This window comes from Pseudomonas sp. TE3895 (genome assembly GCF_056278855.1).
This window is the reverse complement of record NZ_JBWBQE010000001.1, coordinates 5,917,314-5,942,183: the sequence shown is the minus strand read 5'-3', so window position 1 is coordinate 5,942,183 and position 24,870 is coordinate 5,917,314. Positions and strand designations below refer to the sequence as shown.

Annotated in this window: 24 protein-coding genes; 14 read left to right on the top strand and 10 right to left on the bottom strand. The window is 62.5% G+C overall.

The genetic code is table 11. The features are described from left to right. Positions 1-44: 44 nt before the first annotated feature. From ACZ889_RS26880 to ACZ889_RS26860, 5 genes are all read right to left on the bottom strand, one after another. A complete protein-coding gene (locus tag ACZ889_RS26880) occupies positions 45-1,100 on the bottom strand; it encodes an AbrB family transcriptional regulator (protein WP_033725750.1) in 1,056 nt (351 codons plus the stop codon). Further along, complete coding sequence (locus ACZ889_RS26875) at positions 1,093-2,607, bottom strand: tripartite tricarboxylate transporter permease (protein WP_003252019.1); 1,515 nt, start codon at positions 2,605-2,607, stop codon at positions 1,093-1,095. The genes ACZ889_RS26880 and ACZ889_RS26875 overlap by 8 nt, the downstream gene beginning before the upstream one ends. 1 nt (position 2,608) lies before the next feature. After that, on the bottom strand, positions 2,609-3,067 hold the full coding sequence (locus ACZ889_RS26870) for a tripartite tricarboxylate transporter TctB family protein (RefSeq protein WP_014859157.1): 459 nt from the start codon (positions 3,065-3,067) through the stop codon (positions 2,609-2,611). Between the two features lie 199 nt (positions 3,068-3,266). Beyond that, positions 3,267-4,247 (bottom strand): Bug family tripartite tricarboxylate transporter substrate binding protein, encoded by a 981-nt coding sequence (locus tag ACZ889_RS26865; protein WP_003252023.1) that lies wholly within the window; start codon positions 4,245-4,247, stop codon positions 3,267-3,269. A gap of 46 nt (positions 4,248-4,293) precedes the next feature. Beyond that, the gene (locus ACZ889_RS26860; RefSeq protein ID WP_003252026.1) at positions 4,294-5,583 is read right to left on the bottom strand and encodes an OprD family porin; all 1,290 of its coding nucleotides are present in this window, start codon (positions 5,581-5,583) and stop codon (positions 4,294-4,296) included. A 200-nt stretch (positions 5,584-5,783) separates the two neighbouring features. On the opposite strand from ACZ889_RS26860, the gene ACZ889_RS26855 reads away from it, so the two are divergent. Together ACZ889_RS26855 and ACZ889_RS26850 are read left to right on the top strand one after the other, a co-directional pair. Further along, positions 5,784-6,455 (top strand): response regulator, encoded by a 672-nt coding sequence (locus tag ACZ889_RS26855; protein ID WP_003252029.1) that lies wholly within the window; start codon positions 5,784-5,786, stop codon positions 6,453-6,455. After that, on the top strand, positions 6,448-7,827 hold the full coding sequence (locus tag ACZ889_RS26850) for a sensor histidine kinase (protein ID WP_003252031.1): 1,380 nt from the start codon (positions 6,448-6,450) through the stop codon (positions 7,825-7,827). Before ACZ889_RS26855 ends, ACZ889_RS26850 begins: the two co-directional genes overlap by 8 nt. A gap of 65 nt (positions 7,828-7,892) precedes the next feature. Here ACZ889_RS26850 and ACZ889_RS26845 read toward each other — a convergent pair whose 3' ends face one another. Both ACZ889_RS26845 and ygfZ read right to left on the bottom strand, forming a co-directional pair. Then, the gene (locus ACZ889_RS26845) at positions 7,893-8,699 is read right to left on the bottom strand and encodes an HDOD domain-containing protein (protein WP_180689326.1); all 807 of its coding nucleotides are present in this window, start codon (positions 8,697-8,699) and stop codon (positions 7,893-7,895) included. 55 nt (positions 8,700-8,754) lie between these two features. Then, positions 8,755-9,696 (bottom strand): CAF17-like 4Fe-4S cluster assembly/insertion protein YgfZ, encoded by a 942-nt coding sequence (gene ygfZ / locus ACZ889_RS26840; RefSeq protein WP_409259816.1) that lies wholly within the window; start codon positions 9,694-9,696, stop codon positions 8,755-8,757. Between the two features lie 133 nt (positions 9,697-9,829). On the opposite strand from ygfZ, the gene ACZ889_RS26835 reads away from it, so the two are divergent. Both ACZ889_RS26835 and ACZ889_RS26830 read left to right on the top strand, forming a co-directional pair. Next, a complete protein-coding gene (locus ACZ889_RS26835) occupies positions 9,830-10,084 on the top strand; it encodes an FAD assembly factor SdhE (protein WP_003252043.1) in 255 nt (84 codons plus the stop codon). Next, positions 10,068-10,526: a protein YgfX gene (locus ACZ889_RS26830; protein ID WP_108191194.1), complete on the top strand. Its 459-nt coding sequence runs from the start codon at positions 10,068-10,070 to the stop codon at positions 10,524-10,526. Before ACZ889_RS26835 ends, ACZ889_RS26830 begins: the two co-directional genes overlap by 17 nt. A gap of 121 nt (positions 10,527-10,647) precedes the next feature. Here the strand turns inward: ACZ889_RS26830 and nadB are convergent, their stop codons facing one another. Next, complete coding sequence (gene nadB, locus ACZ889_RS26825) at positions 10,648-12,252, bottom strand: L-aspartate oxidase (RefSeq protein ID WP_003252045.1); 1,605 nt, start codon at positions 12,250-12,252, stop codon at positions 10,648-10,650. Positions 12,253-12,688: 436 nt separating this feature from the next. Between nadB and rpoE the strand changes: the two genes are divergently transcribed. From rpoE to pdxJ, 10 genes are all read left to right on the top strand, one after another. Further along, the gene (gene rpoE / locus ACZ889_RS26820; protein WP_003252049.1) at positions 12,689-13,270 is read left to right on the top strand and encodes an RNA polymerase sigma factor RpoE/AlgU; all 582 of its coding nucleotides are present in this window, start codon (positions 12,689-12,691) and stop codon (positions 13,268-13,270) included. Positions 13,271-13,303: 33 nt separating this feature from the next. Further along, positions 13,304-13,894 carry a sigma-E factor negative regulatory protein gene (locus tag ACZ889_RS26815; protein WP_047604456.1) on the top strand — a complete coding sequence of 197 codons (591 nt, stop codon included), beginning with the start codon at positions 13,304-13,306 and terminating at the stop codon, positions 13,892-13,894. Between the two features lie 12 nt (positions 13,895-13,906). Further along, positions 13,907-14,872 carry a MucB/RseB C-terminal domain-containing protein gene (locus ACZ889_RS26810; protein WP_121784021.1) on the top strand — a complete coding sequence of 322 codons (966 nt, stop codon included), beginning with the start codon at positions 13,907-13,909 and terminating at the stop codon, positions 14,870-14,872. A gap of 205 nt (positions 14,873-15,077) precedes the next feature. Further along, positions 15,078-16,481 (top strand): DegQ family serine endoprotease, encoded by a 1,404-nt coding sequence (locus ACZ889_RS26805; protein WP_374222556.1) that lies wholly within the window; start codon positions 15,078-15,080, stop codon positions 16,479-16,481. A 180-nt stretch (positions 16,482-16,661) separates the two neighbouring features. Beyond that, positions 16,662-18,461: a translation elongation factor 4 gene (gene lepA / locus ACZ889_RS26800; protein WP_010952535.1), complete on the top strand. Its 1,800-nt coding sequence runs from the start codon at positions 16,662-16,664 to the stop codon at positions 18,459-18,461. A gap of 5 nt (positions 18,462-18,466) precedes the next feature. Next, positions 18,467-19,321 carry a signal peptidase I gene (lepB, locus tag ACZ889_RS26795; RefSeq protein ID WP_003252057.1) on the top strand — a complete coding sequence of 285 codons (855 nt, stop codon included), beginning with the start codon at positions 18,467-18,469 and terminating at the stop codon, positions 19,319-19,321. Positions 19,322-19,484: 163 nt separating this feature from the next. Next, entirely contained in the window at positions 19,485-20,174 is a 690-nt protein-coding gene (gene rnc / locus ACZ889_RS26790) for a ribonuclease III (RefSeq protein ID WP_003252059.1), read from the top strand. Next, complete coding sequence (era, locus tag ACZ889_RS26785) at positions 20,167-21,069, top strand: GTPase Era (protein ID WP_003252061.1); 903 nt, start codon at positions 20,167-20,169, stop codon at positions 21,067-21,069. Before rnc ends, era begins: the two co-directional genes overlap by 8 nt. A 169-nt stretch (positions 21,070-21,238) precedes the next feature. Then, positions 21,239-21,922, top strand: a complete 684-nt coding sequence (gene recO, locus ACZ889_RS26780) for a DNA repair protein RecO (protein ID WP_010952537.1) — start codon at positions 21,239-21,241, stop codon at positions 21,920-21,922. A gap of 61 nt (positions 21,923-21,983) precedes the next feature. Continuing rightward, the gene (gene pdxJ, locus ACZ889_RS26775; RefSeq protein WP_476258041.1) at positions 21,984-22,706 is read left to right on the top strand and encodes a pyridoxine 5'-phosphate synthase; all 723 of its coding nucleotides are present in this window, start codon (positions 21,984-21,986) and stop codon (positions 22,704-22,706) included. A gap of 65 nt (positions 22,707-22,771) precedes the next feature. Here the strand turns inward: pdxJ and ACZ889_RS26770 are convergent, their stop codons facing one another. After that, positions 22,772-24,154, bottom strand: a complete 1,383-nt coding sequence (locus ACZ889_RS26770; RefSeq protein WP_319902128.1) for a heavy metal sensor histidine kinase — start codon at positions 24,152-24,154, stop codon at positions 22,772-22,774. Continuing rightward, a complete protein-coding gene (locus tag ACZ889_RS26765; protein ID WP_003252070.1) occupies positions 24,151-24,825 on the bottom strand; it encodes a heavy metal response regulator transcription factor in 675 nt (224 codons plus the stop codon). The genes ACZ889_RS26770 and ACZ889_RS26765 overlap by 4 nt, the downstream gene beginning before the upstream one ends. Positions 24,826-24,870: the final 45 nt, after the last annotated feature.

The following is a 24,870-nucleotide window of genomic DNA, read 5'->3' as shown; positions in this document are numbered from 1 at the left end:
GCAGCAATCCGACTCTATTCATCCGGGCATTGGGCAAGTGGTAACTATCTATCTTCAGGGGGCTTGCCGCTTGAATACCTGTTGTCCCACAACCGGAAAAGCGGTTCTGCAAGAAACAACACCAGGATCAGGCGCATCACCTGCAGCGCGGTCACCAGCGGCACTGACAATTGCAACGTTTCGGCCGTGAGGCTCATTTCGGCGATCCCGCCAGGCATCATCCCCAGTGTCAGCGAACGCAAGTCCAGTGCAGTCATCATGCTCAGCACCCACGCGGCACTGGCGGCAATCGCCATGCACAACGCCGTGGCCATCAAGGTGCGTCCCAGGAACGACGGTGCGCGGCGGAAGAACGCGCGGTTGAAGTGGCAGGCCAGGCCGCTGCCGATGAGCCACTGGCCGATCTGGCTGGCGCCGTTGGGCAGGGCGATCTGCAGGTTGCCGGCCAGGCTGACCGTAGCCGCGACCAGCAATGGCCCGAACAGCCAGGGGTTGGGCTGGCGCAAGCGCTGCCAGAGCAAGGCAACGGCAACGCCCAAGGGCGCAATCAACGCCAGCCAGCCCCAGCTCACGCTACCGGTGTGGTTCAGTGGTACCCCGTCACCCAGCAGAAACTTGAACAGCGCCGGCACGCACAGCACCACTGCCAGCACACGCAAGCTTTGCGCTGCCGCCACCTGGCTGAGCACCGCGCCATTGCGCGCCCCAAGGTTGACCATCTCGCCCGAACCGCCAGGCATGCTGGCGAAGAACGCGGTGGCGCGGTCTTCACCGGTTCGCCGCAGCAGCCATACGCTGATCACGCTGGACAGGGTGGTGAACAACGCACCGAAGCAGATCAGCGCGAAATGGCTGGCCACTTGCTCGATCACCGCGGGGGTGAAGTGCAGGCCAATACCGATGCCGATGATCCACTGCCCACACTTGCGGCCGTTGGGGATTTCCGACAGCTGCCAACGCGTCAGGCAGCGCACCAGGATGATCGCCAGCAATGAGCCGACCATCCATGGCAAAGGCCAGCCGACCTTGCTGGCGGCAAAACCGCCAGCAAGGCCGACCAGCCCGGTCGCGACGAACAATGGCAACGACCGATCAGGCATCGGCCAGGGCCCGGCGCTGCAGGCTGCGTTTGCGCCAGATGCGCAGCAGCGGCAGGGCGAGCATCAGCACTACCAGCGCCCAGACGCCCATGCTGATCGGGCTGGACCAGAGGATGCCCAGTTCACCGTTGGAGATCGACAGCGCCCGACGCAGGTTTTGCTCCATCAGCCCGCCGAGGATGAAGCCCAGCAGAATCGGCGACAGAGGGAAGTCCAGCTTGCGCAGGATGTAGCCCATGATGCCGATACCGACCATGAGGAACAGGTCGAAGGTGGTGGCATGCACGGCGTACACACCGATCGCGGTGATGATGGCGATCACCGGCACCAGCGCCCAGTTTGGCACGGCGAGGATGCGGGTGAAGATGCGGATCATCGGGATGTTGAGGATCACCAGCATGATGTTGGCGACGAACAGCGAGGCGATCAGGCCCCAGACAATATCTGGCTGCTGTTCGAACAGCAGTGGGCCAGGGGTGATGTTGTACAGGGTCAGGGCGCCGATCATCACAGCCGTGGTGCCAGAGCCCGGTACGCCCAGGGTCAGCATCGGGACCAGGGCGCCACAGCAGGACGCACCAATGGCCGTTTCCGGCGCTGCCAGGCCACGGGCATCGCCTTTGCCGAACTTGCCGCTTTCCCCGGCCATGCGTTTCTCGGTCATGTAGGCCACGGCGCTGGCCAGCGTTGCGCCGGCGCCGGGTAGAACACCCATGATGAAACCGAGCAGGCCGCAACGGATGTTGACCAGGAACACCGAGGCCGCTTCCTTGAAGTTGAACAGCATGCGGCCGGTAGCCTTGACCGCCTGGTGGCCATGGTGGGTCTTTTCCAGCAGCAGGAGGATTTCGCTGATGGAGAACAGGCCCAGCACGAGCACCACGAACTGAATGCCGTCGGCCAGGTGCACGCTGTCACCGGTGAAGCGGTACACGCCGCTGTTGGCGTCGATGCCGACCGCCGACAGGAACAGGCCGATGAGAGCGGCAATGAAGGTTTTCAGTGGTTTGTCACCGGCCATGCCACCCAGCGCGACGATGGCGAACACCATCAGCACAAAGTACTCCGCCGGGCCGAAGGCGATGGCCCATTTCGCCAGCAGCGGGGCGAACAGCACCATGCCGCAGGTGGCAATGAAGGCGCCGATGAACGAACTCCAGGCCGACAGCGACAGCGCGACGCCTGCCAGTCCTTGGCGAGCCATCGGGTAGCCGTCCAGGGTTGTCATCACGGTCGAGGCTTCGCCCGGGATGTTCAGCAGGATCGAGCTGATACGCCCGCCATATTCGCAGCCCAGGTACACCGCCGCCAGCAGGATCAGCGCCGATTCCGGCGGCAGGCCGAGGGCAAAGGCGATGGGGATCAGCAGGGCCACGCCATTGATCGGGCCCAGGCCCGGCAGCAGGCCGACCACGGTGCCGATCAAGGTGCCGGAGAGGGCGGTGACCAGGTTGTAAGGGGACAGGGCAATGCCGAAGCCCTGGCCCAGGTAGCTCAAGGTATCCATGTCAGTTCTCCAGTACGCTCAGCAGGCCAAGGGGCAGTGGCACGTCCATCACACGGTCGAACAGCCAGTAGAGGAAAATGCTCATGCCGGCCACCACAATGGCGCTTTGCAGCCAGCGGCCACCGTACAGCCGAGCCATGGGCAGGCCGACCAGGATAGCGCTGAGGATGAAGCCGAGCGCTTCAAAAGTGGCGGCGAAGACGATCAGCAGGCCGACACAGGCGGTGATCTTGATCAGGGTCTCGCGGTCCAGTTCCGGTTCGTCATCCTTGCGCACGATGGGCGTTGGGCGGAACAACAGGTACAGCAGGCCCAGCCCCATCAGGCCTAGCACTAACAACGGGTAAGCGCGCGGGCCCACCGGTTCATAGGAAAATGCAGCCTGATAGGGCCAGGCCATCACGGCCAGGGCGGCACACACCACTAGCAGAGCCAGGGCGAAAATGCGTTGAAGGATCATTGGGGAATCCTCGTTGGGATTGCTCAAGTGAGATGCACATCCTGTGGGAGCGGCCTTGCGTCGCGATCGGGCGCGAAGCGGCCGCTAAACCTGCCGATGCGATCTGTCCGAAGCATCGTATCGGCTGTGCCAGGGGCCGCTTCGCGCCCGATCGCGACACAAGGCCGCTCCCACAGGGGTGGTGGTGAGTTCGACAGGCTTACTGGATCAGGCCGAATTCCTTGGCCAGTGCCTTGTAGTCAGCCACTTGCTTCTTCACATAGCCGTCCAGCTCTTCGCCGGTCATGGCGAACGGGAACAGCTCGCGCTGGTCTCGCAGCTTGGCGAAGTCCTCGGAGGCCAGCATCTTGTCGAACGAGGCCTTCCACCAGGCGTAGTCCTCGTCGCTCACTTTTGGCCCCAGGTAGAAACCGCGCACCACCGGCCAGACGATGTCGTAGCCCTGCTCCTTGGCAGTAGGGATGTCTTTCATTTCCGGCTCGTCCAGGCGGTTTTCAGAGAACACCGCGAGGATGCGCATGTTGCCGCTCTGGATGTGCGGCATGGAGTCGGAAATGTCGGTAGAACCGACCTGGATATGGCCGCCCAGCAATGCCGTGGCGATTTCGCCGCCGCCCTCCAGGGCCACGTAGCGCAGGTCGCGCGGGTTTATGCCTGCGGCCTTGGCGATCAACGCGGTCTGCATCCAGTCCTGGCTGCCGACGGTACCGCCGGAACCGATCACGACCTTGCTCGGGTCTTTCTTCAGCGCTGCGACCAGGTCATCAAGGGTCTTGTAGGGCGAGTCGCTCTTCACTGCGATGGCACCGTAGCTGGTGCCGACGGCAGCCAGCCATTTCACTGCGTTTTCGTCGAAGCGGCCGAATTTGCCCTGAGCCAGGTTAAGCAGTGAGCCACTGGACCAGGCCACCAGCGTGCCGGCGTCTGCCGGGCGCTGGGCGACCACGGCGTTGTACGCGACCGCGCCGACACCGCCGGGCATGTAGGTGACGCGCATCGGCTTGCTGAGGATTTTTTCTTGTACCAGTGCGCTTTGCACCAGCTTGCAGGTCAGGTCGAAGCCACCGCCAGGGGAGGCGGGTGCGATGCATTCGGGGCGTTTCGGTTCTGCAGCGAGGGCGTTGCCGGCCAACAGCAGGCAGCCGGTAGCGAGGACGAGGCGGCGCAGTGAAAAGGTCATCGTCGATCTCCGTGAGCGTTGTTGTTATTGGATTACCGCTATGGGGTTACCACAGCGCCACGCTGTAGCTGACCAACAGCCTCACTTCATCCGCGTCACGGGCGAAGTTGGAGCGGAAGGTGGCGTTGCGCAGGCGCACGGCGACGTTCTTCAACGGGCCGCTTTGTACCACGTACTTCAGTTCGGTGTTGCGTTCCCACTCTTTGCCTTCGCCACCGGCAGCACGGCTGACGTTGTCACCGCTGATGTAACGGGTCATGAAGGTCAGGCCCGGTACGCCGAGCGCGGCGAAGTTGTAGTCGTAGCGCGCCTGCCAGGAGCGTTCGTCGGCACCGGCGAAGTCGTTGATCTGGACGAAGTTGACCAGGTACGGGTCGGCGCCATCCACATACGGGAAGGCACTTTCGCCAGACAGCTGCTGCCAGGCGGCGCTGACCTTGTGCCCGCCCAGGGCATAGCTGAGCATGCCGTTGACGGTGGTGTTGTCGATGTTGCCGGCCTTGGCTGCACCGGCGTCGTCGCTGATCGCAAGGCGCAGGTCGGCACCCAAGGTGCCCGGGCCCCATGGCTGGGTGGCGACCATGCCGATGAAGTGCTGGCGGTAAATATCGTCGAGCTGGGCGAAGTGGTAGCTGCCGGTGATGCGGTCGGTGAACTGGTAGTCGAGCCCGCCCAGGGCCAGGTTGTCAGCGCTGAAGCTGCCACCGAAGCGGCCGTTCTTGTTGTTCAGCGCCAGGTCTTCCCAGTTGGTGTCGTTGCGGTCCTTGGCCTTGTCCAGGCGGCCACCGGTGAAGGTCAGGCCCTTGATCTCTTTGGAGGTGAGCAGGCCGCCCTCGAAGGTTTGCGGCAGGATACGCCCGTCGTTGGGCTGCAGGGTCGGCAGTTCGGGGATCAGGGTGCCGATCTTGAGTTCAGTCTGGGAGATCTTCACCTTGCCGGTCAGGCCCAGCTTGGAGTATTCGTCGGCAGCCTTGCCGTCATCGTGGGTCGGCAGCAGGCCGCTGTCGGTACGGTCGGGGCTGGAGTCGAGCTTGATGCCGAGCATGCCCAATGCGTCCAGGCCAAAGCCCACGGTGCCATCGGTGTAGCCAGACTCGAAATTGAGGATGAAGCCCTGGGCCCATTCATCGCGCTTGGATTGCTGCGCGCTGGTGCCGTCGCGGAAGTCGCGGTTGAAGTACATGTTGCGGGTTTCGAAGGTGGCCGTGCTGTCTTCGAAGAAGGCGGCCTGGCTCATCGGGGCGACACCGGCAAGCGCGAGGGCGCTGGCGATGGCTGAGGGGCGTGCGGCAAAGGAACGGGTAGGCGCGAACGCCTGCGGCTGCAATGACAGCATCGTCGATGACTCCGTTTATTGTTCTTATTCGTTGCACCTTGCTGGTGCTTTTTTCGGCGCGAAGGGCGACCGTGGTGCGATGCTAGGCAACGAACCTTTCGCTAACCTTTCAGCGTGAAAGGTTTGTCACGAGGGGCTTCACAGGCGTGGTGACAGCGGTACACTCCGCGCCACCGCCCCACCCGAGCCGGGAGAATCCGATGCGTGTGCTACTGGTCGAAGACCACCTGCAACTGGCCGAAAGCGTGGCCCTGGCCTTGAAAAGCCATGGCCTGACCGTAGATGTGCTGCATGACGGCGTGGCTGCCGACTTGGCGCTGGCCAGTGAGGAATACGCCGTGGCCGTGCTGGATGTCGGCCTGCCGCGCATGGACGGCTTTGAGGTACTGGCGCGCTTGCGAGGCCGTGGCAAAACCTTGCCAGTGCTTATGCTGACTGCGCGCAGCGACGTCAAGGACCGGGTCCATGGCCTGAACCTGGGCGCCGACGATTATCTGGCCAAGCCGTTTGAGCTGACCGAGCTGGAAGCGCGGGTCAAGGCCTTGCTGCGCCGCAGTGTGCTCGGTGGCGAGCGACAGCAACGCTGTGGGCCGTTGGTGTATGACCTGGACACCCGGCGCTTCACCCTCGGTGATGACAACCTGACGCTGACCTCACGCGAGCAGAGTGTGCTGCAAGCGCTGATCGCCCGCCCGGGCCGGGTGATGAGCAAGGAGCAGCTGGCTGCCCAGGTGTTTGGCCTGGACGAAGAAGCCAGCCCTGACGCCATCGAAATCTACATTCACCGCCTGCGCAAGAAGCTCGACGGGCACCCCGTAGCCATCGTCACTTTCCGTGGTCTGGGTTATTTGCTTGAGCACCGCGATGCGTGACAACGGCAGCCTGCGCGGGCGCTTGCTGGGTAATTTGGCGCTGTTGCTGGTGGTGCTGATGCTGGCCAGCGGCCTTAGCGCCTACTGGAATGGCCGCGAGGCCGCCGACACCGCCTACGACCGCACCCTGCTGGCTTCGGCGAGAACCATCGCCGCTGGCCTGTCGCAGCGCGATGGTTCGTTGAGCGCGGATGTGCCTTACGTGGCGCTGGACACGTTCGCCTATGACAGTGCGGGGCGCATTTACTATCAGGTGCTGGATATCCAGCAAAGGCTGATTTCTGGCTACGAGAACCTGCCGCCACCGCCGCCTGGCACGCCGCGCACCGACGACTATCCGGCATTGGCACGGTTCTACAACGCCACTTACCTGGGCCAGGACGTTCGTGTGGTCAGCCTGCTGAAGCCGGTCAGCGAGCCGAACATGAACGGCATGGCAGAAATTCGCGTAGCCGAAACCGAGGAAGCGCGGGTGCGCATGGCCCGAGGGTTGATGGCCGATACCCTGCTGCGCCTGGGCATGCTGGCACTGGGGGCGTTGGTGATGGTGTGGTTTGCCGTGAGTGCCGCGTTGCGGCCGTTGGAGCGCCTGCGCACAGCGGTGGAGGAACGTCAGCCGGACGACTTGCGAGCGTTGCCGGTGGTGCAGGTACAGCGCGAGCTGGGCCCGCTGGTGCGCGCCTTGAACCACTTTACCGAGCGCTTGCGTGGCCAGTTCGAGCGCCAGGCGCAGTTCATTGCCGACGCGGCCCACGAACTGCGAACGCCGCTGGCGGCGTTGAAGGCACGTGTCGAGTTGGGCTTGCGCTCGGCCGAGCCGCAGGAGTGGCGGCAGACCTTGGAGTCTGCCGCCCAGGGCACCGACAGGCTGACCCACCTGGCCAACCAGCTACTGTCGTTGGCGCGGGTCGAGAATGGCGCACGGGCAATCGCCGAGGGCGGTGCACAGCGTCTGGATTTGAGCCAGCTGGCCCGTGAACTGGGCATGGCCATGGCGCCATTGGCGCACAAGCGCGGGGTGTCGCTGGCGCTGGAGGCCGAGGCGCCGGTATGGCTGAAGGGGGAGCCGACGTTGCTCAATGAGTTGTTGAGCAACCTGGTGGACAATGCCTTGGCGCATACGCCAGCGGGTGGCAATGTGATTTTGCGGGTAATGGCGCCGGCAGTGCTGGAAGTGGAAGACGATGGGCCAGGTATTCCCGAGGCCGAGCGCGAGCGGGTGTTCGAGCGGTTCTACCGGCGAAGTGCGCAGGGCAGTGGACTAGGGCTGGCTATTGTTGGCGAGATCTGTCGGGCGCACCTGGCGCAGGTGAGCCTGCATGATGGCGAGAAGGGCGGGTTGCGGGTGCGGGTGAGTTTTATTGCGGATTGATGGTTTGCCTGTGTCGACCCTTTCGCGGGCTCACCTGCGAAAGGGCCCTGGCAGGCTGTTACAGCTCAGCGCAACATGCTCCGCGCCTCCAGCAGTTCATCGACCTCCAGCTCGGTGCCAAACGGCAACCCTAGATGGCGGTACGCCGGCAGCGCAGCCAATGGCCGGTGGCGCCCGCGCTGACTGATGCAGCGGGCGATCTGCACGATGTCGATGTAATCGATCTTGTCAGTCTGGCGGTCCAGGTCATGAACCTGGCTCGGCAGGTGGACCAACTGCTCCGGAAACTCCCAGGCCTTGAGGATCTTGTCCCCCAGCACCGGCTGGAGTTGCTCGATCACGTAATGCAGGCAAACCGGGTCGGACAGCAGTTCGTTGTGCTCTTCGGCATAGATGAGTACCGGCAGCGCGCCAATCTGGTTGACCAGCCCACCCAAGGTGGCCTGGTCAGGCTTGAGAGGTGTAAAGCGACGGCAGATTTCGTAGCTGATGCCTGCCACTTCCAGGCTACTGGCCCAGATATCGCGCAGTTTCTGCTCGACTGCCGGCGAGCGGGCATGGAAAATCTGCTCGATCACCAGGCCGATGGCCAGGTTGCAGCTGTAGTTGATGCCTAGCCGCGTGATGGCGGTATGCAGGTCGGTCACCTCGATCGCAGCACGCAGCAGTGGGCTGTTGACGACCTTGATCAGGCGCGCTGACAGGGCCGCGTCGCGGCCGATCACCTTGCTCAGGGCCGCTACGCTGATCTCGCTGTCTTCCGCTGCCTCGCGGATGCTCAAGGCAACCTCGGGCAGGGTTGGCAGGACCAGGTCATCCTTTTCGATGGCGTCGAGCAATTGTGCTTGAACCAACTCGGCCAGCTTGTTCATGGGCATGTCTACCGCAGTGGTGGTGCGGCCCCGCCACAGGGGTGGGGCAGGCTGGTCAGCGCTGGATTTCCCGGTCGCGGTCCAGTTCGTAAGGCAGGGTCAGTACCTGCAGGCGCGGGCCTTCGAGGCTGCCCAGGTGCAGGTTGCCGTCTTCCACCGCCTCGGCGCTCAGCACTGCGAGCAGTTCGCAGCCGGCGCCGTTGCTGGCAGCAATGACCACTTCACCAACCGACGACCCATGAGTGGGCGAGAAAATCTCGGCGCCCGGGGCCGGAATGGCCTGCTGGTCCAGGGCCAGGCGGTACTGGCGGCGCTTGAGTTTGCCCAGGTACTGCATGCGGGCGACGATTTCCTGGCCGGTGTAGCAGCCTTTCTTGAAACTGACGCCGTCGACGGCTTGCAGGTTGATCATCTGCGGGATGAACAGCTCACGGGTTGGGCCCATGACCTGGCCAATACCTGCGCGAATCTGTCCCAGCAGCCAATCGTTGATACTGCCTTCGGGCAGCGCTGCGGCAAGGGCCTGGCGTACAGGCTCGGCGTCAGCCGCCGGCACCCACAGCTCAACCCGGCCGGCGGACACGGCGATTGCGATCAGCCCGTCATGGCGCACGGTGCTACCGGCGGCTGCGGGCACGACAAGCCCCAGCGCCTGCAGTGCAGCGTCGCCACCTTGCAGGCCGAAGCGTGCCCATTCGGTGCTTTCGTCGGTCAGCGTGGCCTTGGAGAACACGGCGTATTTTTTCAGGTCGGCCAGTTGCGCGTCGAGCAGTTCACTGGCCATGGCCAGCAAGTAGCCGTTGCCTTCGGGCACTATGCGGAAGCTCGACTGCATGCGCCCCTTGACCATGCAGCGGGCGCCGAGGCTGGCGTGTTCCTGGCTGAGGTAGTTGATGTTGCAGGTCAGCTGGCCTTGCAGGAACTTGCCTGCATCGGAGCCGCGGACGGCGAGGATGCCCTCGTGGGACAGGGGGCAGAAGAAAGCGGAATCGGCCATGGGTCATCGCGGTGGCTAAAGACTGGCGGCCATCATAGAACGCCGGTAACAAAATAGGTAGGTGACTAGACCAACGCCCGGTGTCGCTTCGCGCGCCTGGCTGTATACTGGCGGCCCATTCGAGGAGGGCCCCATGGTCGAACAAACTGAACTCAACCGGCTTTTCTGGCACAGCCGCCGCGGCATGCTGGAACTGGACGTACTGCTGGTGCCTTTCACCCAGGAAGTCTACCCCACCCTCAATGAGACCGACCGTGAACTGTACGTGCGTCTCTTGAGCTGCGAGGATCAGGACATGTTTGGCTGGTTCATGGAGCGCACCGAGTCCGAAGACCCGGAACTGCAGCGTATGGTCCGCATCATTCTGGACCGTGTCCAGCCCAAGTGAGTGCTTCGAGTGCCGCTGGCAAGGCTCGCGCCTGCTGCTGACGGCCTATCTGGCTTGTCAGGTACTGGCGTGGCTTGCCGTGTGGGCGAGCCCGCTGCCCGGGTGGCTGGCCTTTTCTGTTGTCGCCGCCTGTACGGCCCACGCTGGCTGGGCCATTCCCCGACGTATTCTGTTGACCCATGAGCATGCGGTTGTCGGCCTGCGCCGTGATGTGCGGGGCTGGCAGGTGTTCAGCCGTGCCTGTGGGTGGCAGTCAGTGCGCTTGTGTCGGGATAGTGTGGCGTTGCCTGGGCTGGTGGTGTTGCGCTTTGAGCGGGCGGGGCGGTGGTTGGGGCAGAGCCAGTGCGTACCGGGGGATGCGCTGGGGCCGGATGAGCATCGGCGATTGCGCGTGCGATTGAAGTTCAGCCGGCGGCGCTGGGCCGAGGTGAGCCAGGCATAGATCGAGACCGGGTCAGCTTCTTCGCGGGCTCGCCCGCTCCCACAGGTACTGCGCAATGCTGCAAGGCAGTCAAATTCCTGTGGGAGGGGGGGGCGAGCCCGCGAAGGCCGCGACGCCGTTTTCAGAGCGGGCTGAGGATGGTGTCCTTGGCCTCGTCCAGCATCCCTGGATAATCCAGTGTGTAATGCAACCCTCGGCTTTCCTTGCGCTGCATGGCGGACAGGATCATCAATTCGGCCACTTGCGCCAGGTTGCGCAGCTCGATCAGGTCACGGCTGACCTTGTAGTTGCTGTAGAACTCGTCGATTTCATCCAGCAGCAGGCGAATGCGGTGCTGGGCCCGCTGCAGGCGCTTGCTGGTGCGCACGATGCCGACGTAGTCCCACATGAAGCGCCGCAGTTCGTCCCAGTTGTGCGCAATGATCACGTCCTCGTCCGAGTCGGTCACCTGGCTGGCGTCCCAGCCGGGCAGGGCCTTGGGCATGTCCACTTGCTCCAGGTGCGCCTGGATGTCGGCAGCGGCGGCGCGACCGTATACGAAACATTCCAACAGCGAGTTGCTGGCCATACGGTTGGCGCCGTGCAGGCCGGTGAAACTGGTTTCGCCGATGGCATACAAGCCAGGCACATCGGTGTGGCCGCAGTCGTCGACCATCACCCCGCCGCAGGTGTAATGCGCCGCAGGCACCACCGGGATCGGCTGACGGGTGATATCGATGCCAAAGGCCAGGCAGCGCTCGTACACGGTGGGGAAGTGGCTCTTGATGAAATCTGCAGGTTTGTGAGTGATGTCCAGGTATACGCAGTCCACGCCCAGGCGCTTCATCTCGTGGTCGATGGCGCGGGCCACGATGTCCCGCGGGGCAAGCTCTTCGCGTGGGTCGAAGCGTGGCATGAAACGTTCGCCGTTGGGCAGGCGCAGCAGGGCGCCCTCGCCGCGCAGGGCTTCGGTGATCAGGAAACTCTTGGCCTGCGGGTGATACAGACAGGTCGGGTGGAACTGGTTGAACTCCAGGTTCGCCACTCGGCAGCCGGCCCGCCAGGCCATGGCGATACCGTCGCCGCAGGCACCATCGGGGTTGCTGGTATAGAGGTAGACCTTGGCTGCACCGCCCGTGGCCAGCACGGTGAAGCGCGCGCCGAAGGTGTCTACCTCGCCGGTGTTGCGGTCGAGCACGTAGGCGCCCAGGCAGCGTTCGCCGGGCAGGCCCAGGCGGCGTTCAGTGATCAGGTCGACCGCCACCCGCTGTTCCAGCAGCTGGATGTTCGGGCGCTGGCGAGCCTGTTCCAGCAGCGTGGTGAAAATTGCCGCGCCGGTAGCGTCGGCGGCATGGATGATGCGCCGGTGGCTATGGCCCCCTTCACGGGTGAGGTGGAACTCGAAGCCGCCATCGTCGACGCTGTAGTGCTCATCGCGGGTGAAGGGCACGCCTTGCTCGATCAGCCACTGGATCGCTTCGCGGCTGTGCTCGACGGTAAAGCGCACCGCGTCTTCATGGCACAACCCGCCGCCGGCATTGAGGGTGTCCTCGACATGCGACTGCACAGTATCGGTGTTGTCCAGCACTGCAGCGACGCCGCCCTGGGCCCAGAAGGTCGAGCCGTTGGACAGGTCGCCCTTGCTCAATACGGCAACGCGAAGGTGGCTGGGGAGGTTAAGTGCCAGGCTGAGACCGGCGGCACCGCTGCCGATCACCAGGACATCATGTTGGAATTGTTGGCTCATGTCGGGACACTAGTAATCTTTGGGAGGGGCACGGCACAATGGTCACGCGCGGATGGCATTGTGAAACTATCGTTAAACGTGGCCGGGATGCCTTTATAGCAGCCCCGGGTGGCCAATTTCCATGCCACCTGCCAGGTTGCGACGACCTTTGTGGGAACTTTCCGACATGGCCGGAAATCCTATGAAGGCTGCCCGTACGCCACAATTTGCCGCGGCGACGCAGGGCGGCAGGCCTTTCCGGGCTTTACCCCTGCGTATTTGAAACCTGATTATCGACGTAGCCGGCCGTGACCGCGCCGCGTCTTCCGTGCAAGCCGACCAAGGGCTGCAGGAAACTTGCTTGGAGGGGAGAACTTTTGCGCAAAGCCCGAGTCTATGTTTGCAAGCCTGAGCGATGGCTGATGCAACGCTCCTTCGAGTTCACTGAGGAGTGTTCATGCTAACCCAGGAAGAGGATCAGCAGCTTGTCGAGCGCGTTCAGCGCGGCGACAGGCGAGCTTTCGATCTGTTGGTGCTGAAGTATCAGCACAAGATTCTCGGGTTGATCGTGCGGTTTGTACACGATACCCACGAGGCCCAGGATGTAGCACAGGAAGCCTTCATCAAGGCCTACCGTGCGCTTGGCAACTTCCGCGGCGACAGTGCGTTTTATACGTGGCTGTACCGCATCGCCATCAACACGGCGAAGAATTACCTGGTGTCCCGTGGAAGACGGCCGCCAGACAGTGATGTGAGCTCCGAGGATGCGGAGTTTTACGACGGCGATCATGGTCTCAAGGATCTCGAGTCCCCAGAGCGCTCGTTGTTGCGGGATGAAATCGAAGGCACTGTCCATCGCACCATCCAGCAACTGCCCGAAGACCTGCGTACGGCATTGACGCTGCGCGAGTTCGATGGGCTGAGTTATGAAGACATTGCCAGTGTCATGCAATGTCCGGTGGGTACCGTGCGCTCTCGAATCTTCCGCGCTCGGGAGGCCATAGATAAAGCCCTGCAGCCGTTGTTGCAGGAAACCTGAGACAGCGGCGACAGCGCCAAGAGAGGAACCGCCATGAGTCGTGAAGCTTTGCAGGAATCGCTGTCCGCGGTGATGGATAACGAAGCGGATGAACTGGAACTGCGTCGGGTGTTGAACGCCGTCGACGACGCCGAAACCCGTGCCACCTGGTCGCGTTACCAGGTTGCCCGAGCAGCCATGCACAAGGAGCTGCTGCTGCCTAACCTGGATATCGCCTCGGCGGTGTCCGCTGCGCTGGCCGACGAAGCCGTGCCAGCCAAGGTCAAGAAAGGCCCTTGGCGCAGCATTGGCCGCCTGGCGGTTGCAGCCTCGGTTACCGTGGCGGTGCTGGCGGGTGTGCGTATGTACAACCAGGACGAGATCACGGGTGCACAGCTTGCTGCCCAGCAGCCTGTCCAGCAGGGCCTGAGTGTGCCACAAGCGCAAGGCCCGGCCGTTTTGGCAGGCTATAGTGAGAGCAGTGAGCAACCGACCGGGCCGATGGCCAATGGCGTGCTGCAGAACCAGGCCGGCTGGGATCAGCGTCTGCCAGGTTACCTGCGCCAGCATGCCCAGGAATCTGCGCTCAAGGGCACTGAAACCGCATTGCCGTATGCCCGCGCCGCCAGCCTGGAAAACCGTTAAGTAAGGAGGATCATGCGCGCGCTACCTCTCCTGTCGCTGCTGATTGGCAGCTGCATGACGGTGCCAGCATTGGCGGCCAATTCTTCGCCTGAGGCGAGTGAGTGGTTGAACAAGCTGGCACAGGCCGAGCAAAAACAGAGCTATCAAGGGTCGTTCGTCTACGAACGCAACGGCAGTTTCTCCTCCCACGACATCTGGCACAGGGTCGACGACGGCAAGGTCAGCGAGCGGCTGTTGCAGCTTGATGGCGCCGCCCAGGAAATCGTGCGCGTGGATGGCAAGGTGGAGTGCGTCAGCGGGGCCTTGGCCAGCGGTGTCACGGCGCCGCCGGATACCGCGCCGCGTGTGCTTGATCCGCTGAAACTGATGGGCTGGTACGATTTGAGTGTGGCAGGCAAGTCACGGGTCGCCGGGCGCGATGCCGTGATCATTACGCTCTCGCCACGCGACCAGCATCGCTATGCATTCGAATTGCATCTGGACCGTCACTCGGGTTTGCCGCTGCGTTCGTTGATGCTCAACGACAAGGGGCAGTTGCTGGAACGCTTCCAGATGACCCGTCTCGATACCGATGATGTCCCCAGCGACGCAGACCTGCGCCCAGGTGCTGGCTGCAAGCCGGTGCAACATGTGGCGGCCGGCAGCAATGATACCGTCGCGGGTTGGCGTTCGGACTGGCTGCCACCCGGTTTCGAGCTGGTCAACAGCTCGGTACGCCGTGATCCCAAGCGCAACAGTTCGGTCAGCAGCTTGATGTATGACGACGGCCTGGCGCGTTTTTCGGTGTTCATCGAGCAAGTAAGCGATGATGGCGGCACCGACATGCGCACCCAGTTAGGCCCGACCTCGGCAGTCTCGCGTCGCCTGAATACACCCAAGGGCAAGGTGATGGTGACCGTGGTTGGCGAAATTCCGCTGGGTACGGCAGAGCGCGTTGCCCTGTCGATGCGCCCCCAGGATGCCCAGGCGCGCCAGTAATGGCGCGCTTTTGCGTGCCGAGCCAAGGTGGGCGGGTATACGGCTGAAATGAAATTAAAGCATTGTCATTTGCAATCCATCGGCAAATTTTCTATAGGTCAGGCTTTGAAGAGCCTGGCCTTTCTGCGTTGTGCAGGGGTCTTTCCAAACTACCGCTCGTTGTGACGGGAGTCGTATGTCAATACCACGCTTGAAATCCTACCTAATGATGTTCGCTGCTGTGCTGATGCTCGGCCAAGTAGTCACCGCCCAGGCCGAGGAAGCCCTGCCGGACTTCACCACCCTGGTGGAGCAGGCTTCGCCGGCGGTGGTCAACATCAGTACCAAGCAGAAGCTGCCTGACCGCCGAATCGCCGCAGGCCAGATGCCGGACCTGGAAGGCCTGCCGCCGATGTTCCGCGAGTTCTTCGAGCGCAACATGCCCCAGCAGCCGCGCTCGCCGCGCGGCGACCGCCAGCGCGAGGCGCAGTCGCTGGGCTCGGGTTTCATCATCTCCAGTGATGGCTACGTGCTCACCAATAACCATGTGGTGGCCGATGCCGACGAGATCATCGTCCGCCTGTCGGACCGTAGCGAGCTCCAGGCCAAGCTGGTGGGTACCGACCCGCGTACTGACGTGGCGCTGCTGAAGGTCGATGGCAAGAATTTGCCAACGGTGAAATTGGGTGACTCCGAGAAGCTCAAGGTGGGCGAGTGGGTACTGGCCATCGGTTCGCCGTTCGGCTTCGACCATTCGGTGACCAAAGGTATCGTCAGCGCCAAGGGCCGGACCCTGCCCAATGACACCTACGTACCGTTCATCCAGACCGACGTGGCCATCAACCCGGGTAACTCCGGCGGCCCCCTGTTCAACATGAAAGGCGAAGTGGTGGGGATCAACTCGCAGATCTTCACCCGTTCTGGCGGTTTCATGGGGCTGTCGTTCGCCATCCCGATTGACGTGGCGATTGATGTCTCCAACCAGCTGAAGAAAGACGGCAAGGTCAGCCGCGGCTGGCTGGGCGTAGTGATTCAGGAGGTCAACAAGGACCTGGCTGAATCGTTTGGCCTGGACAAGCCGGCGGGCGCCCTGGTGGCCCAGGTGCTGGAAAACGGCCCGGCAGCCAAAGGCGGCCTGCAGGTGGGCGACGTGATCCTCAGCATGAACGGCCAGCCAATCGTCATGTCGGCCGATCTGCCGCACCTGGTTGGCAGCCTCAAGGATGGCGAGAAGGCCAGGCTGGAAATCATCCGCAACGGCAAGCGCCAGAACCTGGACATCAGCGTCGGCGCACTGCCGGATGACGACGTTGAGATTGGCGCTGGCACCGAAGGTGGCGCCGAGCGCAGCAGCAACCGCCTGGGTGTATCGGTCGCCGACCTGACCGCCGAGCAGAAAAAGTCCCTGGAGCTCAAAGGTGGCGTGGTCATCAAGGAAGTGCAGGATGGCCCGGCAGCCATGATCGGCTTGCGCCCGGGTGATGTCATCAGCCATCTGAACAACCAGGCTATCGGTTCGGCGAAGGAATTCACCGAAATCGCCAAGGAACTGCCGAAGAACCGTTCCGTGTCGATGCGCGTGCTGCGTCAGGGCCGTGCCAGCTTCATCACCTTCAAGCTTGCTGAATAAGCGGTTTCGCAAGGCGAAAGGGCAGCTTTGGCTGCCCTTTTTCATGAATATTCACAATTGCCGGAATGATTGCTGTGTACAGTCGGACAGAGGAATCTCCCATAACCCAGCAGCTTAAGGTACAATTCCCGGCTATTTTTCGGCGGGCGTCCGGCTCGCAGCCTTTTCGAGTGTTGACCCGTGAGTGATTTGAGTCATATCCGCAATTTCTCCATCATCGCCCACATCGACCATGGCAAGTCGACGCTGGCTGACCGTTTCATCCAGATGTGCGGTGGCCTGTCGGCGCGCGAGATGGAAGCCCAGGTGCTCGATTCCATGGACCTGGAGCGTGAGCGCGGTATCACCATCAAGGCCCACAGCGTCACGCTTCACTACAAGGCGCAGGACGGCAAGACCTACCAGCTGAACTTCATCGATACCCCCGGCCACGTCGACTTCACCTACGAAGTCTCGCGCTCGCTGGCGGCCTGTGAGGGGGCACTGCTGGTGGTTGACGCCGGCCAGGGCGTGGAGGCCCAGTCCGTAGCCAACTGCTACACCGCCATCGAGCAGGGCCTGGAGGTCATGCCGGTCCTGAACAAGATGGACCTGCCCCAGGCCGACCCGGACCGCGTCAAGGACGAAATCGAGAAGATCATCGGTATCGACGCCACCGACGCCGTCGCCTGCAGCGCCAAGAGCGGCATGGGCGTTGACGAGGTGCTCGAGCGCCTGGTGCACACCATCCCCGCGCCAGAAGGTGAGATCGATGCACCGCTGCAAGCGCTGATCATCGACTCCTGGTTCGACAATTACCTGGGTGTGGTCTCGCTGGTGCGTGTGCGCCAGGGCCGCGTCAAGAAAGGCGACAAGATCCTGGTCAAGTCCACCGGCAAGGTGCACCTGGTCGACAGCGTCGGTGTCTTCACCCCGAAACACACCCAGACTGCCGATCTGAAAGCCGGCGAAGTAGGCTTCATCATCGCCAGCATCAAGGACATCCACGGTGCCCCGGTTGGTGACACCCTGACCCTGTCCTCGACTCCTGAGGTCGAGGTGTTGCCAGGCTTCAAGAAGATCCAGCCGCAGGTCTATGCCGGCCTGTTCCCGGTCAGCTCCGACGACTTCGAGGATTTCCGCGACGCTCTGCAGAAGCTGACCCTGAACGACTCCTCGCTGCAGTACATGCCGGAAAGCTCCGACGCGCTGGGCTTTGGCTTCCGTTGCGGTTTCCTGGGCATGTTGCACATGGAGATCATCCAGGAGCGCCTGGAGCGTGAATACGACCTGGACCTGATCACCACCGCACCCAGCGTGATCTACGAGCTGGAGTTGAAAACCGGCGAAACCATCGTCGTCGACAACCCGTCCAAGCTGCCGGACGTCTCGGCTGTGGCCGACTTCCGCGAGCCGATCGTCACCGCGACCATCCTGGTTCCGCAGGAGCACCTGGGCAACGTCATCACCCTGTGCATCGAGAAGCGTGGCGTACAGCGCGACATGCAGTTCCTCGGCAGCCAGGTGCAGGTGCGTTACGACATGCCGATGAACGAAGTGGTGCTCGATTTCTTCGACCGCCTCAAATCCACCAGCCGCGGCTATGCTTCGCTGGATTATCATTTCGATCGCTACCAGTCGGCCAACCTGGTCAAGCTGGACGTACTGATCAATGGCGACAAGGTCGATGCCCTGGCATTGATCGTGCACCGCGACAACGCGGCCTACAAAGGCCGTGCGTTGACCGAGAAGATGAAGGAACTGATCCCTCGGCAGATGTTCGACGTAGCGATCCAGGCAGCCATTGGCGGCCAGATCATTGCGCGGACAACCGTCAAGGCGCTCAGAAAGAACGTACTGGCCAAGTGCTACGGCGGTGACGTCAGCCGTAAGAAGAAGCTGCTGGAGAAGCAGAAGGCCGGTAAGAAACGCATGAAACAGGTGGGCAATGTGGAAATTCCACAAGAAGCCTTCCTCGCCGTGCTCAGGTTGGATAGCTAGGTCCTATGTCGCTAAATTTCCCGCTGTTGCTGGTCATCGCCGTCTTCATCTGCGGTCTGCTGGGCTTGATCGACCTGCTGTTCCTGGCCCCGCGCCGGCGTGCGGCAATCGCCAACTATCAGGGCAGCGTCAGCCAGCCTGAGATGGCGGTGGTCGAACGGCTGAACAAGGAGCCGTTGCTGGTCGAGTACGGCAAGTCGTTCTTCCCGGTGCTGTTCATCGTGCTGGTGCTGCGTTCGTTCCTGGTCGAGCCGTTCCAGATCCCTTCGGGATCGATGAAACCGACCCTGGAAGTGGGCGACTTCATCCTGGTGAACAAATTCTCGTACGGCATTCGCCTGCCGGTGATCGACAAGAAGGTCATCGAGGTCGGTGACCCGCAACGCGGGGATGTGATGGTGTTCCGCTACCCGAGCGACCCGAATGTCAACTACATCAAGCGTGTGGTTGGCCTGCCGGGCGACGTAGTCCGTTACACCAACGACAAGCGGCTGTTCGTCAACGGCCAGCCCGTTGCCGAACAACTGGTGGGCAGCGAGCCGGGTACCTTGGGCAGTGCTCAGCTGTACAAGGAAAAGCTCGGCGCGGCCGAACACCTGATCCGCAAGGAAATGAGCCGTTATCGCATGCCGCCGGACCAGCAGTGGACCGTGCCTGCGGGCCATTACTTCATGATGGGCGACAACCGCGACAACTCCAACGATAGCCGTTTCTGGGATGACCCGAACATTCCCAAGGAACTGCACGGCATGGTTCCGGACCGGAACATTGTCGGCAAGGCCTTCGCGGTGTGGATGAGCTGGCCAGAGCCCAAACTCAGCCACTTGCCCAACCTGTCGCGGGTTGGCCTGATCCATTGATACCCATCGGCGCTGTCCAGCAGACAGCGCCGAATGCATTTCTGACATAGGCTGTGTTCTCAGGGATCGGGAGATTCGCCACACATCAATCGGCGGACCACAGCCAAACAGTCTTTCAGGATGTTGATTTGAACAACGCGTTGAACAACGATCGGGTGGCCGCATGAGTGCTTCCCTTGCCGGTCTGGAGCGAAAGCTCGGTTACACCTTCAAGAACCAGGACCAGATGCTCCTGGCACTGACCCATCGCAGTTACGCCGGGCGCAACAATGAGCGCCTGGAGTTCCTCGGTGACGCCATTCTCAACTTCGTTGCCGGCGAAGCGCTGTTCGAGCGTTTTCCGCAGGCCCGCGAAGGCCAGTTGTCGCGGCTGCGTGCGCGGTTGGTCAAGGGTGAAACCCTGGCCCGTCTGGCCCGTGGTTTTGATCTGGGCGATTACCTGCGCCTGGGTTCCGGAGAACTCAAGAGCGGCGGCTTTCGCCGCGAGTCGATCCTGGCCGACGCCCTGGAGGCACTGATTGGTGCCATCTACCTGGACGCTGACATGGACACCGCCCGGGAGCGCATCCTGGCCTGGCTGGCCGATGAGTTTGAAGGCCTGACACTGGTCGACACCAATAAAGATCCAAAAACCCGCCTGCAAGAGTTCCTGCAGTCGCGCAGCTGTGAGCTGCCGCGTTACGAAGTCGTGGATATCCAGGGTGAACCACACTGCCGGACCTTCTTCGTCGAATGCGAAGTGGTACTGCTGAACAACAAGAGCCGTGGTCAAGGCGTTAGTCGGCGTATTGCCGAGCAAGTCGCCGCCGCGTCTGCACTGATCGCCCTGGGCGTGGAGAATGGCAATGACTGATAGCAACCCGACCCGCTGCGGCTACGTAGCCATTGTCGGCCGTCCCAACGTCGGCAAGTCGACCCTGCTCAACCACATTCTGGGCCAGAAGCTGGCGATTACCTCGCGCAAGCCGCAGACCACCCGCCACAACATGCTCGGCATCAAGACCGAAGGTGATGTGCAGGCCATCTACGTCGACACCCCCGGTATGCACAAGGCCAACGACAAGGCCCTGAACCGTTACATGAACCGCAACGCCTCGGCGGCCCTCAAGGACGTCGACGTGGTTATCTTCGTGGTTGACCGTACCAAGTGGACCGACGAGGACCAACTGGTTCTGGAGCGCGTGCAGTATGTCACCGGCCCGCTGATCATCGCGGTCAACAAGACCGACCGCATGGAAGAGAAAGCCGAGCTGATCCCGCACCTGCAGTGGCTGCAAGAGCAACTGCCGAACGCCGAGGTGATGCCGATTTCCGCACAGCAGGGGCACAACCTTGAAGCGCTGGAAGCACAGATCGCCAAGCACCTGCCCGAGAACGATCATTTCTTCCCCGAAGACCAGATCACCGACCGTAGCAGCCGCTTCCTGGCCGCCGAACTGGTGCGCGAGAAGATCATGCGCCAGCTGGGTGCGGAGTTGCCGTACCAGATCACCGTGGAGATCGAAGAATTCAAGCAGCAGGGCCATGTGCTGCACATTCACGCGTTGATCCTGGTTGAACGCGATGGCCAGAAAAAAATCATCATTGGTGACAAGGGTGAGCGCATCAAGCGCATCGGTTCCGAGGCGCGCAAGGACATGGAAGTGCTGTTCGATTCCAAGGTCATGCTCAACCTGTGGGTCAAGGTGAAGGGCGGCTGGTCCGACGACGAGCGCGCCCTGCGTTCGCTGGGCTACGGCGACCTGTAAGCCGCGCGCTGGTCCCTGTAGGGGCGGCCTTGTGTCGCGATAGGGTTGCGCAGCAGCCCCGGCGATTTATGCTGCGAAGCTAAAAATCTGGGGCCGCTTTGCGGCCCTTTTCGCGACACAAGGCCGCTCCCACAAGGGCCAGTGCAACCCTCGGCGCGAGTGATTTTTAATGGAACAACCTGTCGGTCAGCCAGCCTACGTACTGCACAGCCGAGCCTACAAGGAAACCAGCGCGCTGGTGGACTTTTTCACCCCGCAGGGCCGCATGCGTGCCGTGTTGCGTCGCGCGCGCAGTAAGGGCGGCAGCCTGGTGCGGCCGTTCGTGTCGCTGGAGGTGGAGCTGCGTGGGCGTGGCGAGCTGAAGAATGTCAGCCGCATGGACAGCACCGGCATCGCCGCCTGGCTTCACGGCGATGCGCTGTTCAGCGGGTTGTACCTGAATGAGTTGCTGATGCGGCTGCTGCCCGCCGAAGCACCGTTTCCGACCATTTTCGAACACTACACCCTGACCTTGCAGGCCCTGGCTGAAGGCCGCCCGCTGGAACCTCTGCTGCGTTCGTTCGAATGGCGGCTGCTTGATGAGCTCGGGTATGCGTTTTCATTGAACCAAGACGTCAACGACCAGCCGATTGCCGCCGACGGCCTGTATCGCCTGCGCGTGGATGCCGGCCTGGAGCGGGTCGAGCTGTTGCAGCCCGGCCTGTTTCGTGGGATCGAGTTGCTGGCCCTGGCTGAAGCCGACTGGGACGCACCTGGCGCCTTGCTCGCTGCAAAGCGGCTGATGCGCCAGGCACTGGCAGTTCACCTGGGGGCAAAACCGCTGGTCAGCCGGGAACTGTTTCGCAAGCGCTGATCAGGACGTATGCTGTTGGGCTCAATCTTCAGGAGAGCCTTTCGTGACTCACAGCAACCGCATGCTTCTTGGCGTCAACATCGACCACGTGGCGACCCTGCGCCAGGCCCGTGGCACGCGCTACCCTGACCCGGTCAAGGCTGCCCTGGACGCCGAGGAAGCAGGCGCCGATGGCATCACCGTGCACCTGCGTGAAGACCGCCGGCACATCCAGGAGCGTGACGTTGTGCTGCTCAAGGATGTGCTGCAGACCCGCATGAACTTCGAAATGGGCGTCACCGAAGAGATGATGGCCTTTGCCGAGAAGATTCGCCCGGCGCACATCTGCCTGGTACCCGAAACCCGTCAGGAGCTGACCACCGAAGGTGGCCTGGATGTGGCAGGCCAGGAAGCGCGGATCAAGGCTGCAGTCGAACGGCTGGCGCGTACCGGTGCCGAGGTGTCGCTGTTCATCGACGCCGACGAACGGCAGATCGAGGCCTCGCGTCGGGTTGGCGCACCGGCCATCGAGCTTCACACCGGCCGTTATGCCGATGCCGAAACCCCCACCGAATTGGCTGAAGAGCTCAAGCGGATCGTCGAGAGTGTGGCGTTTGGCGTGGGGCATGGGCTGATCGTCAATGCCGGTCACGGGCTGCACTACCACAACGTCGAGGCGGTGGCGGCGATCAAGGGTATCAATGAGCTGAACATTGGCCATGCGCTGGTGGCGCATGCCTTGTTTGTCGGCTTCAAGGCTGCTGTGGCCGAGATGAAGGCGCTGATCGTGGCGGCTTCGCGCTGATTGTTGGTCGCCTGTACCGGCCTTTTCGCGGGCAAGCCCGCGAAGAGGCCAGCACAGGCGGCCGATCACTCGGCAGGAAACACCAGGGTAAACCGGGTAGGCCCCAGGGGGCAGCTGCTGACCTCGACCCGCCCGCCATGCAACTGCATGATCGACTTCACGATCGCCAACCCCAACCCGGTCCCGCCCTCCAGCCGCGAACGCCCCGAACCTACCCGGTAAAACCGCTCGAACAAGCGCGACTGGTGCTCTGCAGGCACACCCGGCCCCTGGTTCTCCACGGATAGCCTGACTTCGCTGCCCGAGCGTTCGATGCGCAGAGCCACGGGTTTACCCTCGGGACTGTGCCGTATGGCGTTGCTCAACAGGTTCGACAGTGCCCGCTGAAACATCAGCCGGTCTCCCAGCGCTGTCCCCCAGCCCTGAACACGTAGCTCAATTTCTTTCAGCTCGGCACTGTAGGCAAACAGTTCGACAACCCGCGCTGCATCGTCGGCCAGCGCCAAGGGTTTCAACGCAACCTGCGTATGCGGCTGGCTGACCTGGGCAAGAAACAGCATGTCGTTGATGATGCGGTTGAGCCGGGTCAGCTCTTCGATGCTGTCTTCCAGCACTTCCCGATAGTTGGCGTTGTCCCGCTCACGGGCCAGTGTCACCTGCGCCTTGCCCATCAGGTTGCTCAACGGTGTGCGCAGTTCATGGGCTAGGTCGTCAGAGAACTGCGACAGCTGCCTGACACCTTGGTCGAGTCGGTCGAGCATCACGTTGATACTGCCGGCCAGGTCTGCCAGTTCCTGCGGCAGGGCGGTAGCGGGCAGACGATGCTGCAGGTCCTGGGCCGACACCTGCCCGGCAATGCGCCGGAAGTGCCGCAATGGTTTCAGGCCGCGCTGCATCAGCCACCATGCCCCCGCACCAATCAAAACCAGTAGCAGTGGCAAAGCGAGCAACGTGGAGTGCAGGTAGGCTTGCAACAGGGCGTTGTCGTCGGCGCGGTTGAGCGACATCATTACCTTGACAGGGGTGTTGTCGCGCAGGCGCATCAGCCGGGTAACGGTGAGGATCTGGTTACCGCCGCTGTCACGCCAGGCGTGAAAGGCCAGGCGCGCATCGGTGTGCAGTTCACCGACCCGCGATTCCAGGGCCGGGCCGAGGCTGAGCAGGTGGGGGTGACGGCCGTCGAGAGCCAGCACACTGAGGCTTAGGTTGTCATGCCCCATCACCAGGTCCAGCAGTGGATGGGCGCGGCTGCCCAGGTCCTCGCTGCGCAGGTCGACACGCAGGTTGTGCTCGACCTGAAGCATCTTGCGCGCCAAATCCTTGCGCGCGCGGCTGTCCAGTTCGTGATCCAGGGCAAACACGGCCAGGCAGGCCAGCAGCAGCACCAGTGCGGCGCCCATCAATGTCACGCTCAGGCCCAGGCGTAACGACAGGCTGGCGTTTTTCAAAGGCGAGCCTCAAGTACGTAGCCCACACCACGCAGGGTATGGATCAGCTTGTTGTCGAACGGGTCGTCGATCTTCGCCCGCAGGCGCCGGATCGAGACCTCGACCACGTTGGTGTCGCAGTCGAAGTTCATGTCCCACACCAGCGAGATGATCTGCGTGCGCGACAACACTTCGCCAGTCTGGCGCATTAGCAGGTGCAGCAGGGCGAACTCCTTGGCGGTCAGGTCGATGCGCTGCCCGGCGCGGTAGGCGCGGTGGCGGCCGGGGTCCAGTTCCAGGTCAGCGACGCGCAGGGTGCTGGGCTGCAGTTGCTGGTCGTTGCGGCGTAGCAGGCTGCGGATGCGCGCCAGTAGCTCAGGGAACTCAAAGGGCTTGAGCAGGTAGTCATCCGCGCCCAGGTCCAGGCCTTTTACCCGGTCGGCCAAGCGACCGTGGGCGGTCAGCATCATGATACGCGTGGCCGATTCGGCACGTAGCCGCTGCAGCACGGTCCAGCCATCGATTTCGGGCAGGTTGACATCGAGGATGACCAGGTCATAGGCCTGTTGGCGTGCCAGGTGCAGGCCGTCGGTGCCTGTGTGGGCGCAGTCGACCACGTAACCGTTCTCGCGAAGGCCCTGTTGCAGGTAGTCGGCGGTACGCAGCTCGTCCTCGATGATCAGTAGGCGCATGGGGGGCTCGGTGTGTTGAAAGGGGGCGATTCTTGACCCTGTAGT

Coding starts and splice junctions, on each gene's coding strand:
- ACZ889_RS26855 (WP_003252029.1), top strand. CDS start 5,784: ATGCGTGTGCTACTGGTCGAAGACCACCTGCAACTGGCCGAAAGCGTG.
- lepB (WP_003252057.1), top strand. CDS start 18,467: ATGTCGCTAAATTTCCCGCTGTTGCTGGTCATCGCCGTCTTCATCTGC.
- nadB (WP_003252045.1), bottom strand. CDS start 12,252: ATGAGCCAACAATTCCAACATGATGTCCTGGTGATCGGCAGCGGTGCC.
- recO (WP_010952537.1), top strand. CDS start 21,239: ATGGAACAACCTGTCGGTCAGCCAGCCTACGTACTGCACAGCCGAGCC.
- ACZ889_RS26810 (WP_121784021.1), top strand. CDS start 13,907: ATGCGCGCGCTACCTCTCCTGTCGCTGCTGATTGGCAGCTGCATGACG.
- era (WP_003252061.1), top strand. CDS start 20,167: ATGACTGATAGCAACCCGACCCGCTGCGGCTACGTAGCCATTGTCGGC.
- ACZ889_RS26865 (WP_003252023.1), bottom strand. CDS start 4,247: ATGACCTTTTCACTGCGCCGCCTCGTCCTCGCTACCGGCTGCCTGCTG.
- ACZ889_RS26815 (WP_047604456.1), top strand. CDS start 13,304: ATGAGTCGTGAAGCTTTGCAGGAATCGCTGTCCGCGGTGATGGATAAC.
- ACZ889_RS26875 (WP_003252019.1), bottom strand. CDS start 2,607: ATGGATACCTTGAGCTACCTGGGCCAGGGCTTCGGCATTGCCCTGTCC.
- pdxJ (WP_476258041.1), top strand. CDS start 21,984: ATGCTTCTTGGCGTCAACATCGACCACGTGGCGACCCTGCGCCAGGCC.
- ACZ889_RS26850 (WP_003252031.1), top strand. CDS start 6,448: ATGCGTGACAACGGCAGCCTGCGCGGGCGCTTGCTGGGTAATTTGGCG.
- ACZ889_RS26845 (WP_180689326.1), bottom strand. CDS start 8,699: ATGAACAAGCTGGCCGAGTTGGTTCAAGCACAATTGCTCGACGCCATC.
- rpoE (WP_003252049.1), top strand. CDS start 12,689: ATGCTAACCCAGGAAGAGGATCAGCAGCTTGTCGAGCGCGTTCAGCGC.
- ygfZ (WP_409259816.1), bottom strand. CDS start 9,696: ATGGCCGATTCCGCTTTCTTCTGCCCCCTGTCCCACGAGGGCATCCTC.
- ACZ889_RS26870 (WP_014859157.1), bottom strand. CDS start 3,067: ATGATCCTTCAACGCATTTTCGCCCTGGCTCTGCTAGTGGTGTGTGCC.
- ACZ889_RS26805 (WP_374222556.1), top strand. CDS start 15,078: ATGATGTTCGCTGCTGTGCTGATGCTCGGCCAAGTAGTCACCGCCCAG.
- ACZ889_RS26765 (WP_003252070.1), bottom strand. CDS start 24,825: ATGCGCCTACTGATCATCGAGGACGAGCTGCGTACCGCCGACTACCTG.
- ACZ889_RS26835 (WP_003252043.1), top strand. CDS start 9,830: ATGGTCGAACAAACTGAACTCAACCGGCTTTTCTGGCACAGCCGCCGC.
- ACZ889_RS26860 (WP_003252026.1), bottom strand. CDS start 5,583: ATGCTGTCATTGCAGCCGCAGGCGTTCGCGCCTACCCGTTCCTTTGCC.
- ACZ889_RS26880 (WP_033725750.1), bottom strand. CDS start 1,100: ATGCCTGATCGGTCGTTGCCATTGTTCGTCGCGACCGGGCTGGTCGGC.
- rnc (WP_003252059.1), top strand. CDS start 19,485: ATGAGTGCTTCCCTTGCCGGTCTGGAGCGAAAGCTCGGTTACACCTTC.